An 18,889-nucleotide genomic window follows, 5' to 3' on the forward strand; every position below is an offset into this window, starting at 1 on the left:
GGGCCGCGCTCGTCTAGCGCCCGACCTCGCGCGCCGTCAGTTCCGGACGACCCGTCGCAACCACCTCTTCGAGGAGGGACAGCGTCTCGCGGACGGAGTCGCGCAGCGGCTCCGACGAGCCGCGGCGCTCGGCATGCTTACTGGAGCCTTGCATGTTTCTCGGCGTTCTCATCCAGGGCTTCGAACAGGCTGGCCTCCAGGCCCTCGAGATAGGAATCGACGTTCCAGACGAAGCGGTGCGAAGGGGTCCGCAGTTCGACGCCGCAGATTATATCCGCACTGGTCGTGAACCGCGCCTCGACGCTGTCGTCCAGCTCGCGCTGCAGCGCCAGGGACAGACGCTCCCGCGCTTCCGGCGAGATCGGAAAGGCGGTGCGGACCTCGATCTCGCGATCCGCCTCGCGCACCGCCGTCGCGATAGCGTTTCGCTCCGCCGGATCGAGCGTTTGCAGACGTTCCAGGAAGACTTTCAGGATCTGCTCCTCCAGAGCTGCGTCGGCAAGTTCGCTCAATCCGCGGCGCGCCAGCGAAAAGACTTCCTGTCCCAGACGCTCGCGGAAGTCCTGCAGCAATCCCTGCCGTTCGCGCTGCAGCGCCTCCAGCCACTCCACCTGCGCCTTCTCCGCGTCGCGGCGCGCAGCCTCCATCAACTGCTCGCGATGGACCTCGGCTTCGTCCCCGGCCCGCGCCAGCATATCTTCGCGGTTAGCCTCGAATTCAAGGTTTCGCGCCCGGAAGAGTTCCGCCTCGGCCTCGGCCGACGCCCGCTGCCGCGCAGCCTCGTCGAGACGGCCGGCGATCTTCGCTTCCCGTTCCTTCATCGCTCCAACGATCCGGCCATAGAGGAAGTGCTTGAGGAGCCAGACGAGGACCAGGAAGTTGATGATCTGGGCGATAAGGGTGAACCAGTCGACACCCACTACTGACCTCCCGTCAGGGCCACCACATGGTTCCAGAACGGGTTGGCGAAGATTAGAATTATGGACACCACGAAACAGTAGATCGCCGAGGATTCGCACATCGCGACGCCGATGAACATCGAGCGTGTGATGACGGGAGCCGCGTCCGGCTGCTGGGCCAGGGCGGTCAAGCCGCGCGACACGGCCCAGCCTTCGGCGATGGCAGTGACGGGAGCGCCGATGCCGACGGTTGCTCCGGCCATGATGATCGAGATCATGCCTATCAATTCCACGCTGCTCATGGGCCGTCTCTCCTTTTCTCGTTGATTGAGGCGGTCTGCGCCTGCTCCTGATGGGCCTGGTTGGCGGAAGCGATGAACACCAGCGCCAGAATCGCGAAGATGTAGGCCTGGATCAGGCCGATCAGCAGTCCGAGGGCGCTCATGATGACGGGAAAGAACAAGGGAGCGATGGCGAGCGCCGCGGCCACCATCATCGTCCCGCTCATGACGTTGCCGAACAGACGCAGGGCTAGCGCAACCGTACGCGTCAGTTCTCCGATGATGTTGAAGGGCAGCAGGAATGCGCTCGGCTGAAGATAGGCCCTCAGGAATCCGCCAACGCCGCGCTCCGCTATGCCGAACAGCGGCACTGAAACGAAGACGCACAGGGCCAGGGCGGCGGTGGTCGAGAGCGAGCCCGTGGGCGGGTGAAAGCCTGGAACGATCGCCAGGATGTTGGAAACGGCGATGAACAGGAACAAGGTGCCGACGAAGGGAAGGTAGCGGGCCGGTTCCTGCTGCGTCACGTCCCGGATCTGCTCCTGGATGATCTCCACCACGATCTCAAGCAGGCTCTGTCCCCGCGACAGGGTCGTCTCCGTGCTCAGGCGACGCGTCACGAGCCAGGAGCCGCCCACCAGAATCGCCATTACGAGCCAGGTGAATACAAGGGTGGCGGTAATCCTGACCGATCCCGCCTCCCAATAGACGATGGCGTCGGGCGTGATGTCCAACTCACCCTCCGTTCTTCTGCGGGGAAAGGTATGAGTCTAACTCCGTCCGCATCCGTGAAACCAAGATCAGGCGGACCATCATGAAGCCCGCGAGGCAGGCCAGCATGCGCTCCCAGCGTCCGTCCATCACGAAGTAGAAGCCGACGACGACGACGGCCGTGCGCCCTGCGAAGCTGGCCAGGACCAGCGGCATCGGCGATTTCACGGACGGAAGCCGTTGCACGGTCAGCCACAAGCCGCCGAAGTAGAACAGTCCCAGGCCCAGTCCGGCCAGCCAGGCCAGCGCCATTGGCAGAAACGGACTCATGGTTCGGCTTCCTTTTCTTCCTCCTCGATCGCCTTGGCCTCCAGGCTGACCCAGTACCATGCGCTGAGGCAACCCAGCGTCGCGCCGCCCAGGATCATGGCCAGTGTCCACGAGAAGCCGCCTGGCCAGAGACGGTCGAACCAGAGTCCGAGGACGATTCCGATGATGGTTGGAACGGCCACCGACCAGCCGATCACGCCGAATGTCCCCACGCCGATCCAGATCGTTCTATCCTTGGCGTTCCGCGCCCGGATCCTGCGCTTCTCCCTTGCGCCCACCTTCTCGCTCAATCGTTGGGAGGCGGCTGTCGTCGCCTTGTCTCGTAGATCAGACATGGCTGCCACCTTCCCACTCGAAGATCTGGCGCACGAGGCTGGCCTCCAGATGATCCAGCGCAAGGCGGGCCTGCCGCTCGCGTTCATCTGTAACGCGAAACTCCGCGCTGACGGCCCGCCGCAACTCGCCCAGCCGCCCCAGCACGGCATTTCCGGTGGAAACGAGCACTTCGGCCCCGCGCTTGACCAGTATGCCCTCATCAACGGCAAGAAAGGTCTCCTTGCCATCCGGCCCGCCAAGCGCCAGGATGCCCGGAACCAGTGCTGCCGCGAAATCGACATGGCGCGGCAAGAGGCAGAAGGAACCGTTCTGTACCTCAGCCACCACCTTCACGGCCTCCTGCTCCAGAAGAATGCCGGATGGCAGGATGACCTTTACGGCCATGTTCATGGCTTCCCTGCCTCATCGACCGCACCGATCATGTAGAGCGCTTTTTCCGGATGGCCGGAGAACTCGTCGTTCAGAATGCGCTCGCACCCTTCTAGCGTGTCCTCCAGATTGATCATCTTGCCTTCAAGCCCCGTGAACTGCTCGGTCGTGAAGAACGGTTGCGTTAGGAACCGCTCCAGGCGACGCGCCCGGTGAATCCTGCGTTGGTCCTCCCGCGACAGCTCCTCCATCCCGAGCATGGCGATCACGTCCTTCAGTTCCTCGTAGCTCGCCAGGGTCTCCCGCACCTTGCGCGCGATGCCGTAGTGCCGCTCGCCCGCCAGCGGCGGCGTCAGCATCTTGGACTCTGAGCGCAAAGGGTCGACCGCAGGATAGAAGCCCTGGCTGGCGCGCTCGCGCGAGAGCACGATGAGCGATGAAAGGTGGCCGAACGTGTGCGTGATGGCCGGGTCCGTAAAGTCGTCCGCCGGAACGTAGACAGCCTGCACGGAGGTGATGGCCGCGTCGCGCGTCGTGCAGATACGCTCCTCGAGTTCGGCGAGTTCGGTTCCCAAGGTGGGCTGATAGCCCATTCGGGAGGGCAGCCGTCCGAGCAGACCCGACACTTCCGAACCGGCCTGAATGAAACGGAAGACGTTGTCGATCAGCAGAAGCACGTCCTGCTTTTGATCGTCACGAAAATATTCCGATACGGTCAAGGCCGCGTGCCCGACGCGAAACCGCGCGCCCGGCGACTCGTTCATCTGGCCGAAAACCAGCACGGTCTTGTCGAGCACGCCTGCGTCTTGCACGTCGCGGACCAACTCCTCCGCTTCCCGCGAGCGCTCGCCAATACCGCAGAAGACAGTGACGCCGTGGTGACGGCCTGCAACATTGTTGATCAGTTCGGTGATGAGCACTGTCTTGCCGACGCCCGCGCCGCCGAACAGCCCCGCTTTGCCGCCGCGCTCCAGCGGAGCCAGGAGGTCGATGGCCTTGATCCCGGTGATGAAGATTTCGCTCGTGGTGCCCTGCTCGGCCAGCGACTTCGGCGACGCATGCAACGAGCGCCACTCGCCGCCCGCAAGTTCCGCCCCGCCATCGATCGTATCCCCGAACACGTTGACGACGCGGCCAAGAAGTCGCTCGCCCACGGGAACCTGAAGGGGATGACCCATATCGAAGACGGGCATGCCGCGAGCGAGACCGGCCGTCGGAGTCAGAGCGACGCCACGGACCGTTTCCGGATCCAGATGGTTGACCACTTCGATGACGATACGGCCATCGTCTCCAGCGCGGAGTTCGCTGTGGAACTCGGGGAGAGGATCGGGAAACCAGGCGTCCACAACGCTGCCGCGCACCGAAAGCACGGCGCCACGTCGATGATCGCTGCAACCTTCCGAAGATATCTGCTCAGAGATGTTCAACGGTTTCTCCGTCCGCCGAAGTCGGCGGCAAATGTGCCTTCGCAATGGCCCTCCTCAACACACCTCAAGGAGGCGGCTCGGCCAACGATTACACAATGAAGGCAGAACTTCCTTGATCTGCATCAGTGCGAGAGCCCTCAACCTTGCATCTGCGCATAAGGCGCCAACTCGTTGGGTCATTGAGGAAAAAGCGATGTTCAAGCATATACTGTTCTGCACCGATGGTTCCGAATTGGGGACAAAGGTGTCGAGCATGGTCTGGTGCTCGCGGGCCAGCTCGGTACGAAGATCACAGCGCTCGGTGTCACGGAACCCCTTGGGCCGCATGCGGTCAAAATGACCCACCTCGAATACATCAGCGGCTTTTACAACCCGCGCCGCAAACACTCGGCCCTCGGCTGAAAGTCACCCGCTACTCAGCCTCCGGTGACCGAGCGACGGAAGATGATGAGGCTCAGCATGAGCGTCGCGGCGCCCAGCACAAAGGTCCAGAGGAATTCCGTCCAGATGAGATCAAGCCCTGCGCCGCGATAGAAGATCGCCTCGGCGAAGGACATGTAATGCCGGGAGGGCAGGAGCCAGGTGATTGGCTGCAGCCAGGCCGGCTGGCTTTCGACTGGAGTCATTCCGCCGGAGAGGATCATCATCGGCATGATCACCAGCATGATGAGCAGCGCAAACTGCGCCATCGTGCGCGCCAACGTGCCGAGCAGCAATCCGATCGCGCCAGCCGCGAAGATGTAGATCGCCGTGCCCATCAGCAGCAATGTCTGCGATCCGGCGAACGGTATGCCGAGCGCGCCCTCGACAATGATGAAGAGCGAGAAGGTGAAGGCAATGAGGATCACGCCGCCATTCGCCACGATCTTGGCGAGCGCGATTTCGATGGCGGTGACGGGCATGAGCAGCAGATGCTCGATCGTGCCGTGTTCGCGCTCGCGGATCAGGGCAGCGCCAACCAGCACGATGGTCAGCATGGAGAGTGAATTCAGGAGTCCGCCGATCGCCGCGAACCAGACATTGTTGCCGGAAGGATTGAACGAGCGGCGCACCACTAGCTCGACGGCGGGAACGCTCACCAGGTCCTGTTGCGCGGCGAAGCGCTGCACCTCCTGGGTCAGGATCGCGGTTAGATAGCCGGTTCCGATGGCTGCCTGCTGCGTCTTGGTGGCATCGATATTGATCTGCAGGGCGACGGGCCGCCCGCTGCGAATGTCCATTTCGAAACCGCGCGGCACCACGACGGCGAAGATGACCTCGCCCCAATCCATCATCGGGTCGATCTGGCTCGCCTCGATGGTGCGGGGCGGGAGGAACCAGGGCGGATAGAGCGCCGTCTGTAGCGACCGCGACAGTGCCGAATTGTCCTCATCGACAAAGGCGACAGCCGTCTTGCTGATCGTCTCACCCGCCGCAATCGACTCGACATACATGCCGGGCCCGAAAGAGTAGAACACCAGCAGAAGCAGCAGGAGATCGCGCCAGAGCGTGCGCAATTCCTTGCCGGCAAGCCAGGAAATATTGCGGAGGCTGCGCATCAGCGCTCCTGTTTCCTGAGAAAGAACGTGGCGATGCCGACGGAGGCCGGCGCGAAAGCGGCGATAAGGAGGATGTTGATCGCCAGTTCGCCGAAGCCGAGGCCCTTGTTGAAAGCGCCGACGCTCATCTGCATGAAATAATTGGTCGGCCAGAGCTGGCCCATGACCCGCGCCGCGCCTTCCAGCGTCGAGACTGGCTGGAGGAGGCCTGAAAACTGCACTGTCGGCAGCATTGCCAAGATCATGGTTGCGAACACCGCCGCAACCTGGCTGCGGGTGAAGACCGCGACGAGCATGCCGAACCCCGTCGCGGCATAGACATAAACGACCGCCCCGAGCGCCAACGCCAGCGCGCTGCCGGTCAACGGCACCCCGAAGAGCAGGATCGTCATCAGTGTCAGGATCAGCCAGTTCACGAAGCCGATGCCGACATAGGGCAGCTGCTTGCCGAGCAGATATTCCAGCCGGCCGGTCGGCGTCACATGGAAATTGGTGATCGTGCCGATCTCGCGTTCCCGCGCGATGCTGACCGCCATCAATATGGCCGGAAACAGCATCAGCAAGATGGCTGGAATCGACGGCGCCATGGAGTACAGGCTCTCGAAGCCAGGATTATAGCGGTAGCGCGGCTCCATCTCCACAATGGGTCTGGCGAGATCGCCGACCCCGGCAGCGACGGCGCGCTGTGTCAGGAAGGTTGCGTGCGCACCCTGCACATAGCCTTCGATCGTTGCGGCGCGCATCGTGTTGGCACCGTCGATCCAGGCCGCGACGCGGCTCGGTGCGCCTGTCGTCACAGCACGGCCAAAGCCACGCGGAATTTCGAGGGCGAGCGAGATCGCCCCCGCGGCCATCCGTTCCTCGAGCTGGTCGATGCTGGTCACGGGCGCCTGTTCGACGAAAGTGGGGGAGCCCTGGAAATTGGCGATATAGGCTCGGCTCTCCGGCGTATGGTCCTGGTCGAAAGCCGCGAATGTCAGGTCCTCGATATCGGAGGAAATGCCATAGGCGAACATCAGCATCAGGATCATCGAGCCGAGAAAGGCGAAAGCCAGCCGGACCGGGTCGCGCATCACCTCCAGCAATTCGCGCCGGCTGACCGCGAACAGCCGGCCAAGTCGGGGGCCCAGCGAGATTGACGTCGTCGCCGGCTCTTTCGCCAAGGCAGGCGCGGGCGCAGTCTCGCCCTCCGCTTGCCCGATCGCGCCCTCGATGTAGCGGATGAAGGTTTCCTCCAGAGAGGATGAGCCCTCCTCGCGCGCCAGATTCTGCGGCGTATCGTAGACCAGAACTTCACCGGCATGCATGAGCGAGATGCGATCGCAGCGCATGGCCTCGTTCATGAAATGGGTCGAGAGGAAGATGGTCACCTCGTCCCGCCGCGACAGATCGACCAGTAGCGCCCAGAATTCGTCCCGCGCCACCGGATCGACCCCCGATGTCGGCTCGTCGAGGATCAGCATGTCGGGGCCGTGGATGATGGCGCAGGCAAGCGACAGGCGCTGGCGTAGGCCGAGCGGCAGCGAAGCGGAAATCGCGTCGGCATGGGCCTCGAGGCCGAACTGCGCCAGCAATGCGGCGATGCGCGGACCGATTTCCTCGGTCGGGAGATGAAACAGTCGCGCATGTAGCATCAGGTTCTGGCGCACGGTCAATTCGCCCCAGAGCGAGAAATTCTGAGACATGAAACCGACGCGCTTTCGGGTTTCGATATTGGTCGCGTCGACCGGCTCGCCGAACAGCCAGGCTTCGCCTTCCGAAGCAGGCAGTAGACCGGTGAGCATCTTCATCGTCGTCGTCTTGCCGCAGCCATTCGAGCCGAGAAAACCAAAAATCTCGCCGCGCTCGATCTCGAAGCTCACATCGCGAACAGCGGTGAAATCGCCGAACCGGCGTGTCAGCCCCCTGGCGACGATGGCCGGGCTGCCACCCAGCGAGGGGCGCGGCAGAATATGCAGGCCAGTCTCGCTGCCGCGCTTTTCCGGAGGCAACAGGGATACATAGGCTGATTCCAGATCTTCCGTGCCGGTCTGCGCACGCAGTTCACCCGGCGCGCCGGAAGCAAGGATATGCCCCGCATCCATGGCGACCAGCCATTCGAAGCGCTCGGCTTCCTCCATATAGGCGGTGGAGACCAGCACGCTCATCTGCGGCCGGTCCGCCCGGATCTCGTCGATCAGGTTCCAAAACTGGCGGCGGGCAAGCGGATCGACGCCCGTGGTCGGCTCGTCGAGAATCAGGAAGTCGGGATCATGGATCAGGGCACAGCAGAGTCCGAGCTTTTGCTTCATGCCGCCGGAGAGCTTGCCCGCCGGCCGGTCCGGGAAGGGATCGAGCCCTGTGGCGCGCAGCAGCCGATCCATCCGCCGACGCCGCTCGGCCGCGTCATGGCCATAGAGCCGGGCAAAGAAATCGAGATTCTCCGCGACGCTCAGTTCCATGTAGAGGTTCTTGCCCAGCCCTTGCGGCATATAGGCAGCACGGGAAAAGACTTCGGCGCGATGCCTCGCCTTTGCCATCGATCCGCCAAGTACGGTGATTTCGCCCACCTGCATCTTCCGCGCGCCGGCAAGAAGCCCGAGCAGGGTTGATTTGCCGACGCCATCCGGGCCGATCAGCCCGAGCATGCGACCCGAAGGAAAATCGAGCGTCACATCCTCGAGCGCGACCACGCTGCCATAGCGATGCGTGACGTTGCGGACGCGTACAACCGGGGCGGAATGGCTAGCCATTGCCCGCTCAGTCCTCGGGAGCAAGGCCCGGCGGCAGTGACTCGGGCGGAATCGGCTGGCCGACAATCTCCGCCGGCCACGCAGCGTCTTCAGCGCCCATCAGCCGGATATAGGCAACCCCACGAATCCCGGTCTTCACCTGGGCGATATAGGCGCGCACCAGCTCCTCCGGCACGCGCACCTTCACCCGGAACATCAGTTTTTCGCGCTCATCCCTGGTCTCGACCTGCTTGGGCGTGAATTGGGCTTCGGGCGAGACGAAGCTGACGAAGGCCGGGATAGCATAGTCGATCGCGTCCAGTCGGATGCGCGCCTCTGCACCGATTGCGGTGCGCGCCGCTTCGGCGGCGGGCAGGAAGATTTCCATATAGACTTGGCTGAGATCCAGCAGCGTCAGCACCTTGCCGCCGCCGCCCAGCACTTCGCCCGGTTGCACAAGCCGGTAGAGGATGCGGCCGAAGGCTGGTGCGGTCAGCGTCGCATCGGCGATCTGAGTCTGATACTGATTGACGAGCGCCCCGGCGGCGTCGACGCCGCGCTCGGCGGAATTCAGTTGGGCCAGCGTGACATTGAGCGCCGCTTCCGCCGAGGCCCGCCGCGTCGCCTGCTGTTCCAGTGCCGATTGCGAGCTGACCCCGCGCTCGGCGAGGGTACGCGCGCGTTCATACTCGTCCTCTGCCAGGCGCAGATCGGCGCGGCGCTGCTCGATCAGGGCGCGGACTTCGAGAACTTGGCTTTCGGCTCGCGCCACATCGGCCTCGGCCCGCTGCAGCTGCGTTTCCAGCTCGCGTGTATCCATGATCGCCAGCACGTCGCCCGCCTCGACCAACGCGCCTTCCTCGACATTGATCTTCAGCATCCGCCCCGGAGTGCGCGTTGCCACGTCGATCTGCTCGGCCTCGATCCGGCCATTGCCCACGGCGATGCCTTCGGGCAATCCGCCGGTCGTCTGATCCCAGACATACCAGGCGATTGCTGCAATCGCCGCAAGGACCGCGACGATGGCGATCGGTATGCGAAGATATTTCATCATGGTTGTACTCACTGCCAATCGGAGGCGGCGACCTACCGGTACCATCCGGGGCATGGGATGACTATGGACTGCTGTTGCCCCGCTCTACGAACCAACAGGGCAATTCAATTCATGCCCGGGTTATGAGCCTGATTGCGGCTTTTGGGTTAGCTGCGAAACCCCTCGGACTGTTTCCGGATCGATGTGGTTGACCACTTCGATAACGATGCGGCCGTCATTTCCGGCGCGCAACTCGCTGTGGAACTCGGGAGGAGGATCGGGAACCAGGCATCCACGACGCTGCCGCGCACCGAAAGCACGGCGCCACGTCGATGATCGCTGCAACCTTCCGAAGAGATCCGCTCAGAGATGTTCAACGGTTTCTCCCGTCGCTGAAGCCGGCGGCAAATGCGCCTCCGCAATGGCCCTCCTCAACACACCTCAAGGAGGCAGTTCCGCCAATGATCACACGATGAAGGCAGAACTTCCTTGATCTGCATCAGTGCGAGAGCCTTCAACCTTGCATATGCGCATACGGTGCCAACTCGTTGGATCGTTGAGGAAAAAGCGATGTTCAAGCATATACTGATCTGCACCGATGGTTCCGAATTGGCGGACAAAGGCGTCGAGCATGGCCTGGTGCTCGCAAGCCGACTTGACGCCAAGGTTACGGTACTCAGTGTGACAGAGCCCCTGGGGCCACGCGCGGTGTCCGCTGCGAAGCAGGCCGGCATCGAAGATCCGGTGTTGCGCTACGATCAGCAGGTCGACCGAGAAATGCAGGACCGATTTGCCACCATAACCCAACGCGCGGCCTCCCACGGGGTCAAGCTTGAACTGGCCCATGAAGTCGATGACTTTCCCGCAGAAACAATAGTCCGCTTTGCCGAGCTCAAGGGTTGCGACCTGATCGTGATGTCGTCCCACGGCCGACGCGGGATAAGTCGCGTCCTTCTGGGCAGCCAGACCGCGGAAGTGGTGACGCATACGGAAATCCCGGTTCTTGTCGTACGCTGACACGAGTTGGACGGGAGAAATCGACAACCAGTGGCGCAAGGTTCCGGACCGTAGAGTCGAGGAAGAAGGAGATCGTGATGACTGACACAAAAGGCCTCACCCCCAAGTTCAAGCATGTGCGGCTTCTTCTGGCCCGGGAGAAGGGCCGTCCGTCGGGTGACAGTGAGGAAGGCTATGATTTGCTTGTTCCGCTCGATTCAGAGGGGCGCCTCGATGCTGCCGAGTGGAAAGCTCACCAGGAGTCCTGTCGGGTCCGTTGGTTCAGCGCGAACGAGGAAGATCGCATCGGTCGACTGCGGCGAAAGCCCGGCGGCCAGTGGTTCTTCGACTATGTCGAAGGAGAAAGCGATGACGAGATCGGATTTCGCCTGGGGGAGGAACGGTTCATCACCGGAGAATATGTCTCTGTGAGTGGCAAGGAAGGCATGCGCACCTATCAGGTGGCACGGGTAGAGCGACCCTGACACTGTTAAGGCAGACTTGTTGACCGGATGCGCGATCACGGCGGTATTCGTGAGACGAGGTCAGCCAGCCGGGCGGCGGGAACATCCTGGTGAAACCATTACGATGTAGAAAGGTCGTGGTTGAACCACGACAGGAAGAGAGCAAGCTATGCTCGGACTTATGATCGCTTATCGCAATCTCGACTCGTCTCCTGCAGTCGAAGAGCAGATAAATGAAAGGTTCGCTGACCTGGAAAAGCTCGGGGCCCGGATAGAGAGCTGCGATGTCGTCATCGAAGCCGGCGACCGTCGAAAGGTGTCAGGGCGTGAGTTCACCGTCCGCCTGAAGATTGCTGTACCGGGTCCCGATATCGACGTGGAGCGCCGGGTCGACCGCGGCGAGCCGGCGGCAGACGTCAACCTGGCCATCCGCGAAGCCTTCGATGTCGCCCGCAGGGAGATCCTGGAACGCAAGTCCAGACAGGGCGCCTGAGAATTCTGGTACCTACGCGCGATGTCGGCCACCACGACGGGCCGCGGGCGGCTTATGCCTATAAGCCGTGGAAGGATTTCTCCACGAGCATGCGCAGGTTCATCATGTCGTCGGTCATCGGTGTTCCTTCCAGAAAGGTTGGCTTCGACAACCAAACCCTACCGGAAAGCGCCGATGACCACCCCGCTACCCCAGCTACACCACCTCTCGGGACGTCACCCAGGACGCCTAGGGTCAGGACTCATTGATCCAGAAGATTGTGGTAGCTGCGATGCAGATGGCCGAGAAGAAGGTGTGGGCGCATCGATCGTATCGGGTGGCGACGCGGCGCCAATCCTTGAGCTTGGCGAAGAGGTTCTCGATCCTGTGGCGCTGCCTGTAGATGTCCTTGTCGTAGGGGAACGGCGCCTTGCGCCTGCGGCTTGAGGGGATGCAGGGTTCGATGCCCTTGTCGGTGAGGGCCTGGCGGAACCAGGCGCTGTCATAGCCACGGTCGGCGATCAGATGCGAGGCGGCGGACAGTTCCTCCAGGACCATGGCAGCGCCCTTGTGGTCACTGACCTGCCCGGCGCTGAGCTTGAGGATGATCGGCCTGCCGGCCTGGTCGCACACGGCATGGAGCTTGGAGTTCAGCCCGCCCTTGGTGCGCCCGATATGGCGGGGAACATCCCCTTTTTTAGAAGGCTCGCCGCCGTCCGGTGAGCCTTCAGATGGGTCGCGTCGATCATGATGCGCTCCGGCTTGGGGCCGGCCTGACTGAGCGCTGCGAAAATCCTGTCGAACACGCCCAGGCGGCTCCAGCGGATGAAGCGGTTGTACAGCGTCTTGTGCGGGCCATAGGCCTTGGGCGCATCCTTCCACTGCAGACCGTTCCGGATCACATAGACGATCCCGCTCACCACCCGGCGATCGTCAACACGCGGCACCCCGTGAGCCAGCGGGAAGTGCGGCGACAAACGCGCCATCTGCGCTTCGCTCAACAAGAACAAATCAGCCATCAGACCCTCCAAATGGAGAATCTGAATCACACTTCAATCCAGATTAATAGGTCCTGAGCCTAGCACCGCTGGACCACCGGGTAACAAGCTATGGATCTCGGCCATTCGTTTCAGGGTATTAGGCCGGACGGTGCAAGATCTCGTCCGATGGTACGCGCCAAACTCAGCAGCCGCCGGCATGCGGGGTTATCGTTTCGGGTGGACCAGACCATGCTGAACGGCAAGACCTCACCAGCGAGTTGCCGATAGGTGATGCCGGGAAACTGCGCGACAATCGTGGCCTCGCTCGTCAGCGTGAGGCCACGACCGACAGCAACCAGCGACAGGATATTGTCGCGACCGACCTGTTGGGAATAAATCTCTGCGTGGCTTCCGAGGCCCGCAAGATGCGCAACCAAATAGTCATGGATTTCCTGGCCCGGGGCAACATCGCTAACGATGAACCGCTCCGACAGCAGGTCCGGCCATCCGAGTTCTGCCTTCTCCGCCAGGCGATGATCGTCAGGCAAAACGACGAAGACCCTCTCGCACCACAGATGCTCGGTCTCACAGCCGTCCCAGGTCTTCGTGCCTGTTATAAAGGCAACGTCGAGATTCAATGTCCGGACGGCAGCGACATGCTCCGCCGGGTTTCCCTCGATGGGATCGACCCGGACATTCGGATGGAGTTTGCCGAACTGCCGCAGCAGGTCGAACAGGAAGCCGGACGCAAGCGACGAGAAGACGCCGACCCGGACGTGTCCCTCCTCGGACCGGCCGACCGCAGCGACTTCACTGGCGCCGGCGTCGATATGCCGGAGCGCCTTTCGCGCCGGTCCCAGAAACCGCTGGCCCGCAAGCGTCAAGCGAACTCCGCCCGCGTGACGCTGAAACAGGGACGCGCCGAGTTCATCTTCCATGTCGCGAATGCGGCGGCTGATGGCCGACTCTTCGATATCGAGTGCTCGGCCCGCTTTTCGGAAGCTGCCGTGCTCTGCCGCCGCCACGAAATAACGGAGGTGTTGGAGCTTGATGCGGCTCCGCGGCAGCTCGGGTATCAGGATTTCATCTGGAGCATTGTCACTCGGACGGGGAACGATATTTTCCGCCCCATCCACGATCACAGGTTCCCGTCTGCCCGAGGGTTGCGGCCAATGCCATCCATCGGCCAGGATGGTCGCGCCCTACCCTCGAAGCCGCTTGATGCTCCTGCCGCCTGGATTTCCCTGCGTCGTGTCGTCATATTTCGCCCACGCAAGAAACTTAACAATATTCAGTTAGCGGTATCGTGCAGATTGACATTGCCAACGTCAACGGAAAATGAATGTCATTAAGTAAAGTGTCCGCCAGCAACCCGCCAGCAGGAGAGCGGCAAGTGTGCCAGCCAAAGCGATGACACGGTGTTCCGTGATAAGCGACCTGGCGCTGAGCAGTGTCAGGCCCAGCCGGGGGCGGCACTGATGCCCCGCCCGAAAAAGGATGCGGCCCTCGACATTTCCCGGAAAGCGGTCGAGGAGACCATCCGGCTCCTTGGCGAGAGGGACGATTTCGATGTACCGCTGGCGGCGGTGGCCGAGGCGGTCGGCTGTACCGCACCCGCTCTCTACGGGCATTTCCGCAACAAGGACGCGTTGCTGCGCGCCGTCCATGATGCCGGCTTCAAGCGGCTCTATGAAGAGAAGCGGGCGCGGGCCAAACACTTCAGGGCAGAACCCCTCGCCTATCTGCGCGCATGCAGCCATGCCTATGCCGAGTTCGCCTTCGACAATCCGACCCTGTACCGCCTGATGTTTTCCCCACCGCCGAGCCTCGCAGCCGACCAGGGGCCCCTCTCGACAGATCTCGGCCGGTCGGTTCTGGAGTTGGTGGTGAAGGCCATTCGTGCCTGCCAGAAGCAGGGCCTTCTGCCGGGAGCGGACCCGAAGCGCTATGCTTTCACGTTCTGGGCAGCCGTTCACGGTGCGGTCTCGCTTGCACTGCAAAACCGTGCCCCGGATGAAAAGATCAGGCAGGACGCTGCGCTGGTGGTGGTCGATACTCTCCTGGAGATCATCGCGGCCACTGCTCCTGATCGCAGGTAGTCCCTGTCATAGTCGGCCGCCTTACCTGCTCCGCTTCTCCTTCGCGAAACCCCGGTCTGTGGCGATGAACCGCTCGAGCATCGGCACGATCAGCTTGACCGGGTCTGCGGCAGGCTGACCGGACTCGCGCGCCAGGACCTCGGCATAAGCGACGAGATCGCGATGAAGCGGTCCGGGCAGCTCCACTGTCACCTTGACTGGTCTGTCCTCGACAATGGGTCCGAGTTTCAGCTTCGCCATGGTCAACTCCTGTAGGGTTCGAGAACGAGGTCGCGGGTGACGATCACCCTGACCGGGAAGCCCGGCCGGACGGTGAGCGTCGGCGCAACCTGCAACTGGCGCTGGATGATCTGCTGGCCGGCCTGATTGATGGTGTCCTGTGCCCCATCGCGGATGGCGCGGATCAGGCGATCCTCGTCGCTGGTGGCGAGCTCCGTCCCCACCGCAAGCAGGGTCGATAACCCCGCTGCCTTCATCAGATCCCACCAGTGGTAATCGACGCCATCTTCAAGACCGGCAAAGCCGCTGGCGTCCGCACCGGGCTGACGTTCCAGCACGATGGAGCGGCCATTGGGCAGGATCAGACGGTTCCAGACGAGCAGGACGCGTCGCTGGCCAAAGGTCACGCCGGCATCGTATTGCCCGATAATGCGGGTGCCTTGCGGGATGAGGAGCAGGCTTCCGGTCGGGCTGTCATAGACGTTCTCCGTGACCTGGGCGGTGATCTGTCCGGGCAGATCGGACCGGATGCCGGTGATCATCGCGGCCGGGATAACAGCTCCCGCCTGAAGGATGTAGGGCGACGCCGGCGCCATGATGCGATCGAGCGCAACGGTCTGGCGATCCACAGGGCCGTTGAGGAAAGCCGTGTGCCGATCCTGTCCGGCCGTCGCGCCGGTTTGCGAGCCAAGGCCGAGACCGGCCAGTCCCGGACCTCCGGTGGCAGTTGCCGTGCCCGGACCGGTTTGGAAGAAAACGCGGCTGAGGCGCGCCGCTTCTTCCTCGGCAAGCCGGCGCTGCTCCTCCGGGTCGACGGCCGGCGCCGCCACGACAGGCGGTGCGACCGGCTGTCCCCGGTTTTGCGCATCGAGGATCGGGCCGCCGAGATCACCTGGCAAAGGCGGTCCAAGGACCGGGCCGGTATAATCCCTCGGCAGGCCGGACAAGCCATCGGCGGTGGGCCGGTTATCGGTCGAATAGAGCTCTTCGCCGCTCGCCCCCATGTCTCGGGTCTGGAGGGCGTAGACAAGCGCCCCGCCGATGCCGAGCAACGCAACGGCGCCGACGCTGGCGAGCATCTTGCGGGAAAGTCGCGTGACACGGGGCGGATCGGCGCGCAGCCGCATGGGCGCGGCGGCGTCCGTGCTGGTAGTGGTGGCTCTGTCCTCGGTCATGATGGCGAGTCTCCGGTATCGCGGGCCGGCTGGGCGGCGGCCTGCCGCTGTTCGATCCGGACGATCCGGACTGTCTGTTGGCGCTCGCCACTCCCAAGGCAAAGCTCGGCTGCACCGAACAGGCGGTCGACGATGAGGATGTTCTGGTGGATGCGGCTGTTGACGATCTGCGGCTCGCCATCCGAGCCAAGCACGAAGATCGGCGGCATCTCGCCTTGGACGATACCGCGCGGGAAGACGACGTAGACGCGTCGACCATCGTCAAAAGACCGAGATCGGCCGCCACGGCGGGCTGTCGCCGGTCAGGCCGTAGCGATAGTTTCGCGCCGCCTCGGCCGGGATGACGGGTGCGGCCGGGACCGACCGACGCTGCCGCCCCGCGCCACGTTCCAGGAGGGAGGCGTGTGCAGCGGACGCGGCCGGTCGTCGGTGACAGGTGCCTGTACGACGGGCAGCGGCGGCACGTCGGCATCGTAGCTGAACTGAGGAACCCGATTGGTGGCACATCCAGCCAGCGCCGTCGCGGCCAGCAAGGCCAAGATCGCGGGTTTGCGGAAAGCCGGAAAGCCGGACTTACGGATCGGCGTGCGGGTCATTGGCTCATCTCCCGCGACCAGTTGATGGCGTTGACGTAGATTCCGAGCGGATTGGCACGCAGCCGTTCGGCGTCGCGCGGCGTCTGGATCACGATGGTCAGGATCGCGGTCCAGCGCTCGGTGGTGGAGAGTTGGCCGTTCTCGTATTGGCGTTCGGTCCAGGCGACGCGGAAGGAATCCGGTGACGCCCGGATCACCGAGGAGACCTCAACCGCCACCTGCTGGCGACCAACGCGGGTGAAGGGGTCATTCGCACGGGCATAGTCGTTGAGCGCCGCCGCTCCCCGGTCGGTCGTCCATTCATAGGCGCGCAGCCAATTCTGGCGGACAATGATTGCGTCGGCCGGAATGGCCCGCACCTGCTCGATGAAGCGGCCGAGATGCCATGCGATCTGCGGGTCTGTCGGGCGATAGTCCGCGGTTGCGGGCGCTACGGTCTGCGCCTGACCGAGATTGTCCACCTGCACCACCCAGGGCACGATCGTCCCCTGCGCCGACTGCCAGACCAGGGCGGCGGCGAAGCCGGCCGAGAGGACCAGCGAGCCGAAGGCCATGTAACGCCAGTTCCTTGCCTGAACGCGAGCCGAGCCGATGCGCTCGTCCCAGACCTGCGCGGCCTTCTGGTAAGGGGTCTCGGGTTCAGGTGTTTTGCCGTAATGTGTCGATGATCGTTTGAACAGATTCATGAGCGGTCGCTTTCGGAAAGATTTACGAAAGAGCCGGAGCCGTGGCTGTCGCCGGAGCGCACGGCATGGCCCGCCATGGTCGTGCCGTGGCCAAGCGCCTGTCGGCGCTGCATCTGCTGCGCCCATGCCGGAGGACCGCCAGCGGAGGCCGATGCGGCGGCGGCATCGCCTGCGCCGCCGACGGTGCCCATGGACTGTCTCTTATACACANGAGGCGGCTGCGGACCCTGCTGCCCGGGCGACACCGCCAAGACCGGAGACGACACCTGCCGCGCCGGACTGGCCCAGCGATCCGACGCTATAGGCGGCTGTCGCGCCTCCCGCGGCGGTGGCGCCACCACGAACGGCCGCGGCTTCACCCGACAGAGCGGCCGCGCCTCCCCTTGCGGCCATACCAGCGGCGGCGCCGCCCGCAAGCACCATGCCACCGGCGGCAAGCCCGGTGCCGACAGCCGAGCCGGCTCCGAGCTGCGGCCCGCCCGAGACAAGGCCCGAGGCGATACCGGGGCCGAAGATGCCGAGGCCGAGAAGGGAGAGCGCGGCCAGCACGATCGCCATGGCATCGTCGATGGTAGGTGTCGCGCCGCCGAAACCGGCGGTGAACTGAGAAAACAGCGTCGAGCCGATGCCGATGATGACGGCGAGGACGAGCACCTTTATGCCGGAGGAGACGACGTTGCCGAGCACACGCTCGGCCATGAAGGCGGTCTTGCCGAACAGGCCGAAGGGAATGAGGACGAACCCGGCAAGCGTCGTCAGCTTGAACTCGATCAGCGTGACGAAGAGCTGGATCGCAAGGATGAAGAAGGCGAGCAGCACCAGCGCCCAGGCGAACAGCAGGCAGGCGATCTGGATGAAGTTCTCAAAGAAGGAAACGAAGCCCATCAGATCCGAGATCGCGTCGAGCAGTGGTCGGCCTGCATCGAGGCCGGTTTGTGCGACGCGGCCGGGGCGCATCAGATCGGCCGCGGAAAAGCTCGTGCCGGAGGCCTGCAGGCCGAGACCCGCAAAGCTGTCGAAAACGATCTTCGCGAGATTGTTCCAGTTGCCGATCAGGTAGGCGAAGACACCAACGAAGAGGGTCTTCTTCACCAGCCTGGCGATGATGTCGTCGTCGGCACCCCAGCTCCAGAATAGAGCCGCGAGCGTCACATCGATGACGATCAGGGTGGTCGCGATGAAGGCGACTTCGCCGCCGAGCAAGCCGAAGCCGCTGTCGATATAGCTCGTGAAGACGCCGAGAAAATTGTCGATGACCCCCATCCCGCCCACGGCTCATCGCTCCCCTTCGACTGCTGGGGCGGCGGGCGCCGGAGAACGGCCAAGGAAGCGGTCGCGGGACTCTGCCCAGGCCGAAAGACACTCGGCATCGCTGGTGGCGGCTTCTCCGAGTCGCTGGCATCGCCGAAGCGTCAGGCGCAGAGGATCCGCCTCGGGCTGGAGCTCCGGCGCGGACCTCACCCGCGCCGGTTCCTCTTCCCGGGTCATCTCGATCACCGTGGCGGTGATCGCTATGGCGATGAATATGATCGCCCCGATCCGGGCCAGCATTTTCCCATCCATGGGA

General features: G+C 63.3%; 21 protein-coding genes and 2 pseudogenes. 4 read left to right on the forward strand and 19 right to left on the reverse strand.

The genetic code is table 11. The features are described from left to right. Nucleotides 1-13 precede the first annotated feature (13 nt). From HUS57_RS09695 to HUS57_RS09745, 11 genes are all read right to left on the reverse strand, one after another. On the reverse strand, nucleotides 14-154 hold the full coding sequence (locus HUS57_RS09695) for a hypothetical protein (RefSeq protein WP_173933133.1): 141 nt from the start codon (nucleotides 152-154) through the stop codon (nucleotides 14-16). Next, nucleotides 138-920 carry a F0F1 ATP synthase subunit B gene (locus tag HUS57_RS09700; protein WP_173933135.1) on the reverse strand — a complete coding sequence of 261 codons (783 nt, stop codon included), beginning with the start codon at nucleotides 918-920 and terminating at the stop codon, nucleotides 138-140. Before HUS57_RS09700 ends, HUS57_RS09695 begins: the two co-directional genes overlap by 17 nt. Next, nucleotides 920-1,201 carry a F0F1 ATP synthase subunit C gene (locus HUS57_RS09705; RefSeq protein WP_173933136.1) on the reverse strand — a complete coding sequence of 94 codons (282 nt, stop codon included), beginning with the start codon at nucleotides 1,199-1,201 and terminating at the stop codon, nucleotides 920-922. The genes HUS57_RS09700 and HUS57_RS09705 overlap by 1 nt, the downstream gene beginning before the upstream one ends. Continuing rightward, nucleotides 1,198-1,914, reverse strand: coding sequence for a F0F1 ATP synthase subunit A (locus HUS57_RS09710; protein WP_173933138.1), 717 nt, complete (start codon nucleotides 1,912-1,914; stop codon nucleotides 1,198-1,200). The genes HUS57_RS09705 and HUS57_RS09710 overlap by 4 nt, the downstream gene beginning before the upstream one ends. A 1-nt stretch (nucleotide 1,915) precedes the next feature. After that, nucleotides 1,916-2,221, reverse strand: a complete 306-nt coding sequence (locus HUS57_RS09715; protein ID WP_173933140.1) for an ATP synthase subunit I — start codon at nucleotides 2,219-2,221, stop codon at nucleotides 1,916-1,918. After that, a complete protein-coding gene (locus HUS57_RS09720; protein WP_173933142.1) occupies nucleotides 2,218-2,556 on the reverse strand; it encodes an AtpZ/AtpI family protein in 339 nt (112 codons plus the stop codon). Before HUS57_RS09720 ends, HUS57_RS09715 begins: the two co-directional genes overlap by 4 nt. Continuing rightward, entirely contained in the window at nucleotides 2,549-2,947 is a 399-nt protein-coding gene (locus tag HUS57_RS09725; RefSeq protein ID WP_210256069.1) for a F0F1 ATP synthase subunit epsilon, read from the reverse strand. The genes HUS57_RS09720 and HUS57_RS09725 overlap by 8 nt, the downstream gene beginning before the upstream one ends. Further along, on the reverse strand, nucleotides 2,944-4,353 hold the full coding sequence (atpD, locus tag HUS57_RS09730) for a F0F1 ATP synthase subunit beta (protein ID WP_281409291.1): 1,410 nt from the start codon (nucleotides 4,351-4,353) through the stop codon (nucleotides 2,944-2,946). Before atpD ends, HUS57_RS09725 begins: the two co-directional genes overlap by 4 nt. A gap of 416 nt (nucleotides 4,354-4,769) precedes the next feature. Then, a complete protein-coding gene (locus tag HUS57_RS09735; protein WP_173933144.1) occupies nucleotides 4,770-5,891 on the reverse strand; it encodes an ABC transporter permease in 1,122 nt (373 codons plus the stop codon). Beyond that, nucleotides 5,891-8,623, reverse strand: a complete 2,733-nt coding sequence (gene rbbA / locus HUS57_RS09740; RefSeq protein ID WP_173933146.1) for a ribosome-associated ATPase/putative transporter RbbA — start codon at nucleotides 8,621-8,623, stop codon at nucleotides 5,891-5,893. The genes HUS57_RS09735 and rbbA overlap by 1 nt, the downstream gene beginning before the upstream one ends. Nucleotides 8,624-8,630: 7 nt before the next feature. Beyond that, nucleotides 8,631-9,656 carry an HlyD family efflux transporter periplasmic adaptor subunit gene (locus HUS57_RS09745; RefSeq protein ID WP_246727819.1) on the reverse strand — a complete coding sequence of 342 codons (1,026 nt, stop codon included), beginning with the start codon at nucleotides 9,654-9,656 and terminating at the stop codon, nucleotides 8,631-8,633. Nucleotides 9,657-10,205: 549 nt separating this feature from the next. Here HUS57_RS09745 and HUS57_RS09750 point away from each other — a divergent pair. From HUS57_RS09750 to HUS57_RS09760, 3 genes are all read left to right on the forward strand, one after another. Beyond that, nucleotides 10,206-10,652 (forward strand): universal stress protein, encoded by a 447-nt coding sequence (locus HUS57_RS09750; RefSeq protein ID WP_173933147.1) that lies wholly within the window; start codon nucleotides 10,206-10,208, stop codon nucleotides 10,650-10,652. Between the two features lie 77 nt (nucleotides 10,653-10,729). Further along, on the forward strand, nucleotides 10,730-11,116 hold the full coding sequence (locus HUS57_RS09755) for a hypothetical protein (RefSeq protein ID WP_173933149.1): 387 nt from the start codon (nucleotides 10,730-10,732) through the stop codon (nucleotides 11,114-11,116). A gap of 148 nt (nucleotides 11,117-11,264) precedes the next feature. Beyond that, the gene (locus HUS57_RS09760; protein WP_173933151.1) at nucleotides 11,265-11,588 is read left to right on the forward strand and encodes an HPF/RaiA family ribosome-associated protein; all 324 of its coding nucleotides are present in this window, start codon (nucleotides 11,265-11,267) and stop codon (nucleotides 11,586-11,588) included. A 234-nt stretch (nucleotides 11,589-11,822) separates the two neighbouring features. Here HUS57_RS09760 and HUS57_RS09765 read toward each other — a convergent pair. Together HUS57_RS09765 and HUS57_RS09770 are read right to left on the reverse strand one after the other, a co-directional pair. Next, nucleotides 11,823-12,586 (reverse strand): IS5 family transposase gene (locus tag HUS57_RS09765; RefSeq protein ID WP_173933153.1). Its coding sequence is split into 2 segments (ribosomal slippage): nucleotides 11,823-12,253 and nucleotides 12,253-12,586, totalling 765 coding nucleotides; the frame shifts between segments, so codons are not numbered across the junction. Nucleotides 12,587-12,696: 110 nt separating this feature from the next. Then, nucleotides 12,697-13,683 (reverse strand): LysR family transcriptional regulator, encoded by a 987-nt coding sequence (locus HUS57_RS09770; RefSeq protein WP_173933155.1) that lies wholly within the window; start codon nucleotides 13,681-13,683, stop codon nucleotides 12,697-12,699. Between the two features lie 342 nt (nucleotides 13,684-14,025). On the opposite strand from HUS57_RS09770, the gene HUS57_RS09775 reads away from it, so the two are divergent. Then, nucleotides 14,026-14,646 (forward strand): TetR/AcrR family transcriptional regulator, encoded by a 621-nt coding sequence (locus HUS57_RS09775; protein WP_173933156.1) that lies wholly within the window; start codon nucleotides 14,026-14,028, stop codon nucleotides 14,644-14,646. A gap of 21 nt (nucleotides 14,647-14,667) precedes the next feature. Here the strand turns inward: HUS57_RS09775 and HUS57_RS09780 are convergent, their stop codons facing one another. The 6 genes and pseudogenes from HUS57_RS09780 to trbK-alt all read right to left on the reverse strand — a co-directional run bounded on the left by HUS57_RS09780 (nucleotide 14,668) and on the right by trbK-alt (nucleotide 18,885). Continuing rightward, the gene (locus HUS57_RS09780; RefSeq protein ID WP_173933158.1) at nucleotides 14,668-14,886 is read right to left on the reverse strand and encodes a DUF2274 domain-containing protein; all 219 of its coding nucleotides are present in this window, start codon (nucleotides 14,884-14,886) and stop codon (nucleotides 14,668-14,670) included. A 2-nt stretch (nucleotides 14,887-14,888) separates the two neighbouring features. Then, nucleotides 14,889-16,040 (reverse strand): TrbI/VirB10 family protein, encoded by a 1,152-nt coding sequence (locus HUS57_RS09785; RefSeq protein ID WP_173933160.1) that lies wholly within the window; start codon nucleotides 16,038-16,040, stop codon nucleotides 14,889-14,891. Further along, a pseudogene (locus HUS57_RS09790) lies at nucleotides 16,037-16,636 on the reverse strand (TrbG/VirB9 family P-type conjugative transfer protein). The gene HUS57_RS09785 and the pseudogene HUS57_RS09790 overlap by 4 nt, the downstream one beginning before the upstream one ends. Beyond that, nucleotides 16,633-17,322, reverse strand: coding sequence for a conjugal transfer protein TrbF (trbF, locus tag HUS57_RS09795; protein ID WP_012112711.1), 690 nt, complete (start codon nucleotides 17,320-17,322; stop codon nucleotides 16,633-16,635). Before trbF ends, HUS57_RS09790 begins: the two are co-directional and overlap by 4 nt. Then, a pseudogene (gene trbL / locus HUS57_RS09800) lies at nucleotides 17,319-18,594 on the reverse strand (P-type conjugative transfer protein TrbL). The gene trbF and the pseudogene trbL overlap by 4 nt, the downstream one beginning before the upstream one ends. A 3-nt stretch (nucleotides 18,595-18,597) precedes the next feature. Beyond that, nucleotides 18,598-18,885, reverse strand: a complete 288-nt coding sequence (gene trbK-alt, locus HUS57_RS09805; protein ID WP_173933162.1) for a putative entry exclusion protein TrbK-alt — start codon at nucleotides 18,883-18,885, stop codon at nucleotides 18,598-18,600. Nucleotides 18,886-18,889 lie beyond the last annotated feature (4 nt).

The organism is Chelativorans sp. Marseille-P2723, from assembly GCF_902809845.1.
Lineage (GTDB): Bacteria > Pseudomonadota > Alphaproteobacteria > Rhizobiales > Rhizobiaceae > Chelativorans.

What these genes read in the sequence shown, in the direction of transcription:
- HUS57_RS09725 (WP_210256069.1), bottom strand. Translation starts at nt 2,947, where the DNA reads ATGAACATGGCCGTAAAGGTCATCCTGCCATCCGGCATTCTTCTGGAG.
- HUS57_RS09755 (WP_173933149.1), top strand. Translation starts at nt 10,730, where the DNA reads ATGACTGACACAAAAGGCCTCACCCCCAAGTTCAAGCATGTGCGGCTT.
- HUS57_RS09715 (WP_173933140.1), bottom strand. Translation starts at nt 2,221, where the DNA reads ATGAGTCCGTTTCTGCCAATGGCGCTGGCCTGGCTGGCCGGACTGGGC.
- HUS57_RS09695 (WP_173933133.1), bottom strand. Translation starts at nt 154, where the DNA reads ATGCAAGGCTCCAGTAAGCATGCCGAGCGCCGCGGCTCGTCGGAGCCG.
- trbF (WP_012112711.1), bottom strand. Translation starts at nt 17,322, where the DNA reads ATGAATCTGTTCAAACGATCATCGACACATTACGGCAAAACACCTGAA.
- HUS57_RS09705 (WP_173933136.1), bottom strand. Translation starts at nt 1,201, where the DNA reads ATGAGCAGCGTGGAATTGATAGGCATGATCTCGATCATCATGGCCGGA.
- HUS57_RS09785 (WP_173933160.1), bottom strand. Translation starts at nt 16,040, where the DNA reads ATGACCGAGGACAGAGCCACCACTACCAGCACGGACGCCGCCGCGCCC.
- HUS57_RS09760 (WP_173933151.1), top strand. Translation starts at nt 11,265, where the DNA reads ATGCTCGGACTTATGATCGCTTATCGCAATCTCGACTCGTCTCCTGCA.
- HUS57_RS09750 (WP_173933147.1), top strand. Translation starts at nt 10,206, where the DNA reads ATGTTCAAGCATATACTGATCTGCACCGATGGTTCCGAATTGGCGGAC.
- rbbA (WP_173933146.1), bottom strand. Translation starts at nt 8,623, where the DNA reads ATGGCTAGCCATTCCGCCCCGGTTGTACGCGTCCGCAACGTCACGCAT.
- HUS57_RS09745 (WP_246727819.1), bottom strand. Translation starts at nt 9,656, where the DNA reads ATGATGAAATATCTTCGCATACCGATCGCCATCGTCGCGGTCCTTGCG.
- HUS57_RS09775 (WP_173933156.1), top strand. Translation starts at nt 14,026, where the DNA reads ATGCCCCGCCCGAAAAAGGATGCGGCCCTCGACATTTCCCGGAAAGCG.
- HUS57_RS09720 (WP_173933142.1), bottom strand. Translation starts at nt 2,556, where the DNA reads ATGTCTGATCTACGAGACAAGGCGACGACAGCCGCCTCCCAACGATTG.
- trbK-alt (WP_173933162.1), bottom strand. Translation starts at nt 18,885, where the DNA reads ATGGATGGGAAAATGCTGGCCCGGATCGGGGCGATCATATTCATCGCC.
- HUS57_RS09780 (WP_173933158.1), bottom strand. Translation starts at nt 14,886, where the DNA reads ATGGCGAAGCTGAAACTCGGACCCATTGTCGAGGACAGACCAGTCAAG.
- HUS57_RS09735 (WP_173933144.1), bottom strand. Translation starts at nt 5,891, where the DNA reads ATGCGCAGCCTCCGCAATATTTCCTGGCTTGCCGGCAAGGAATTGCGC.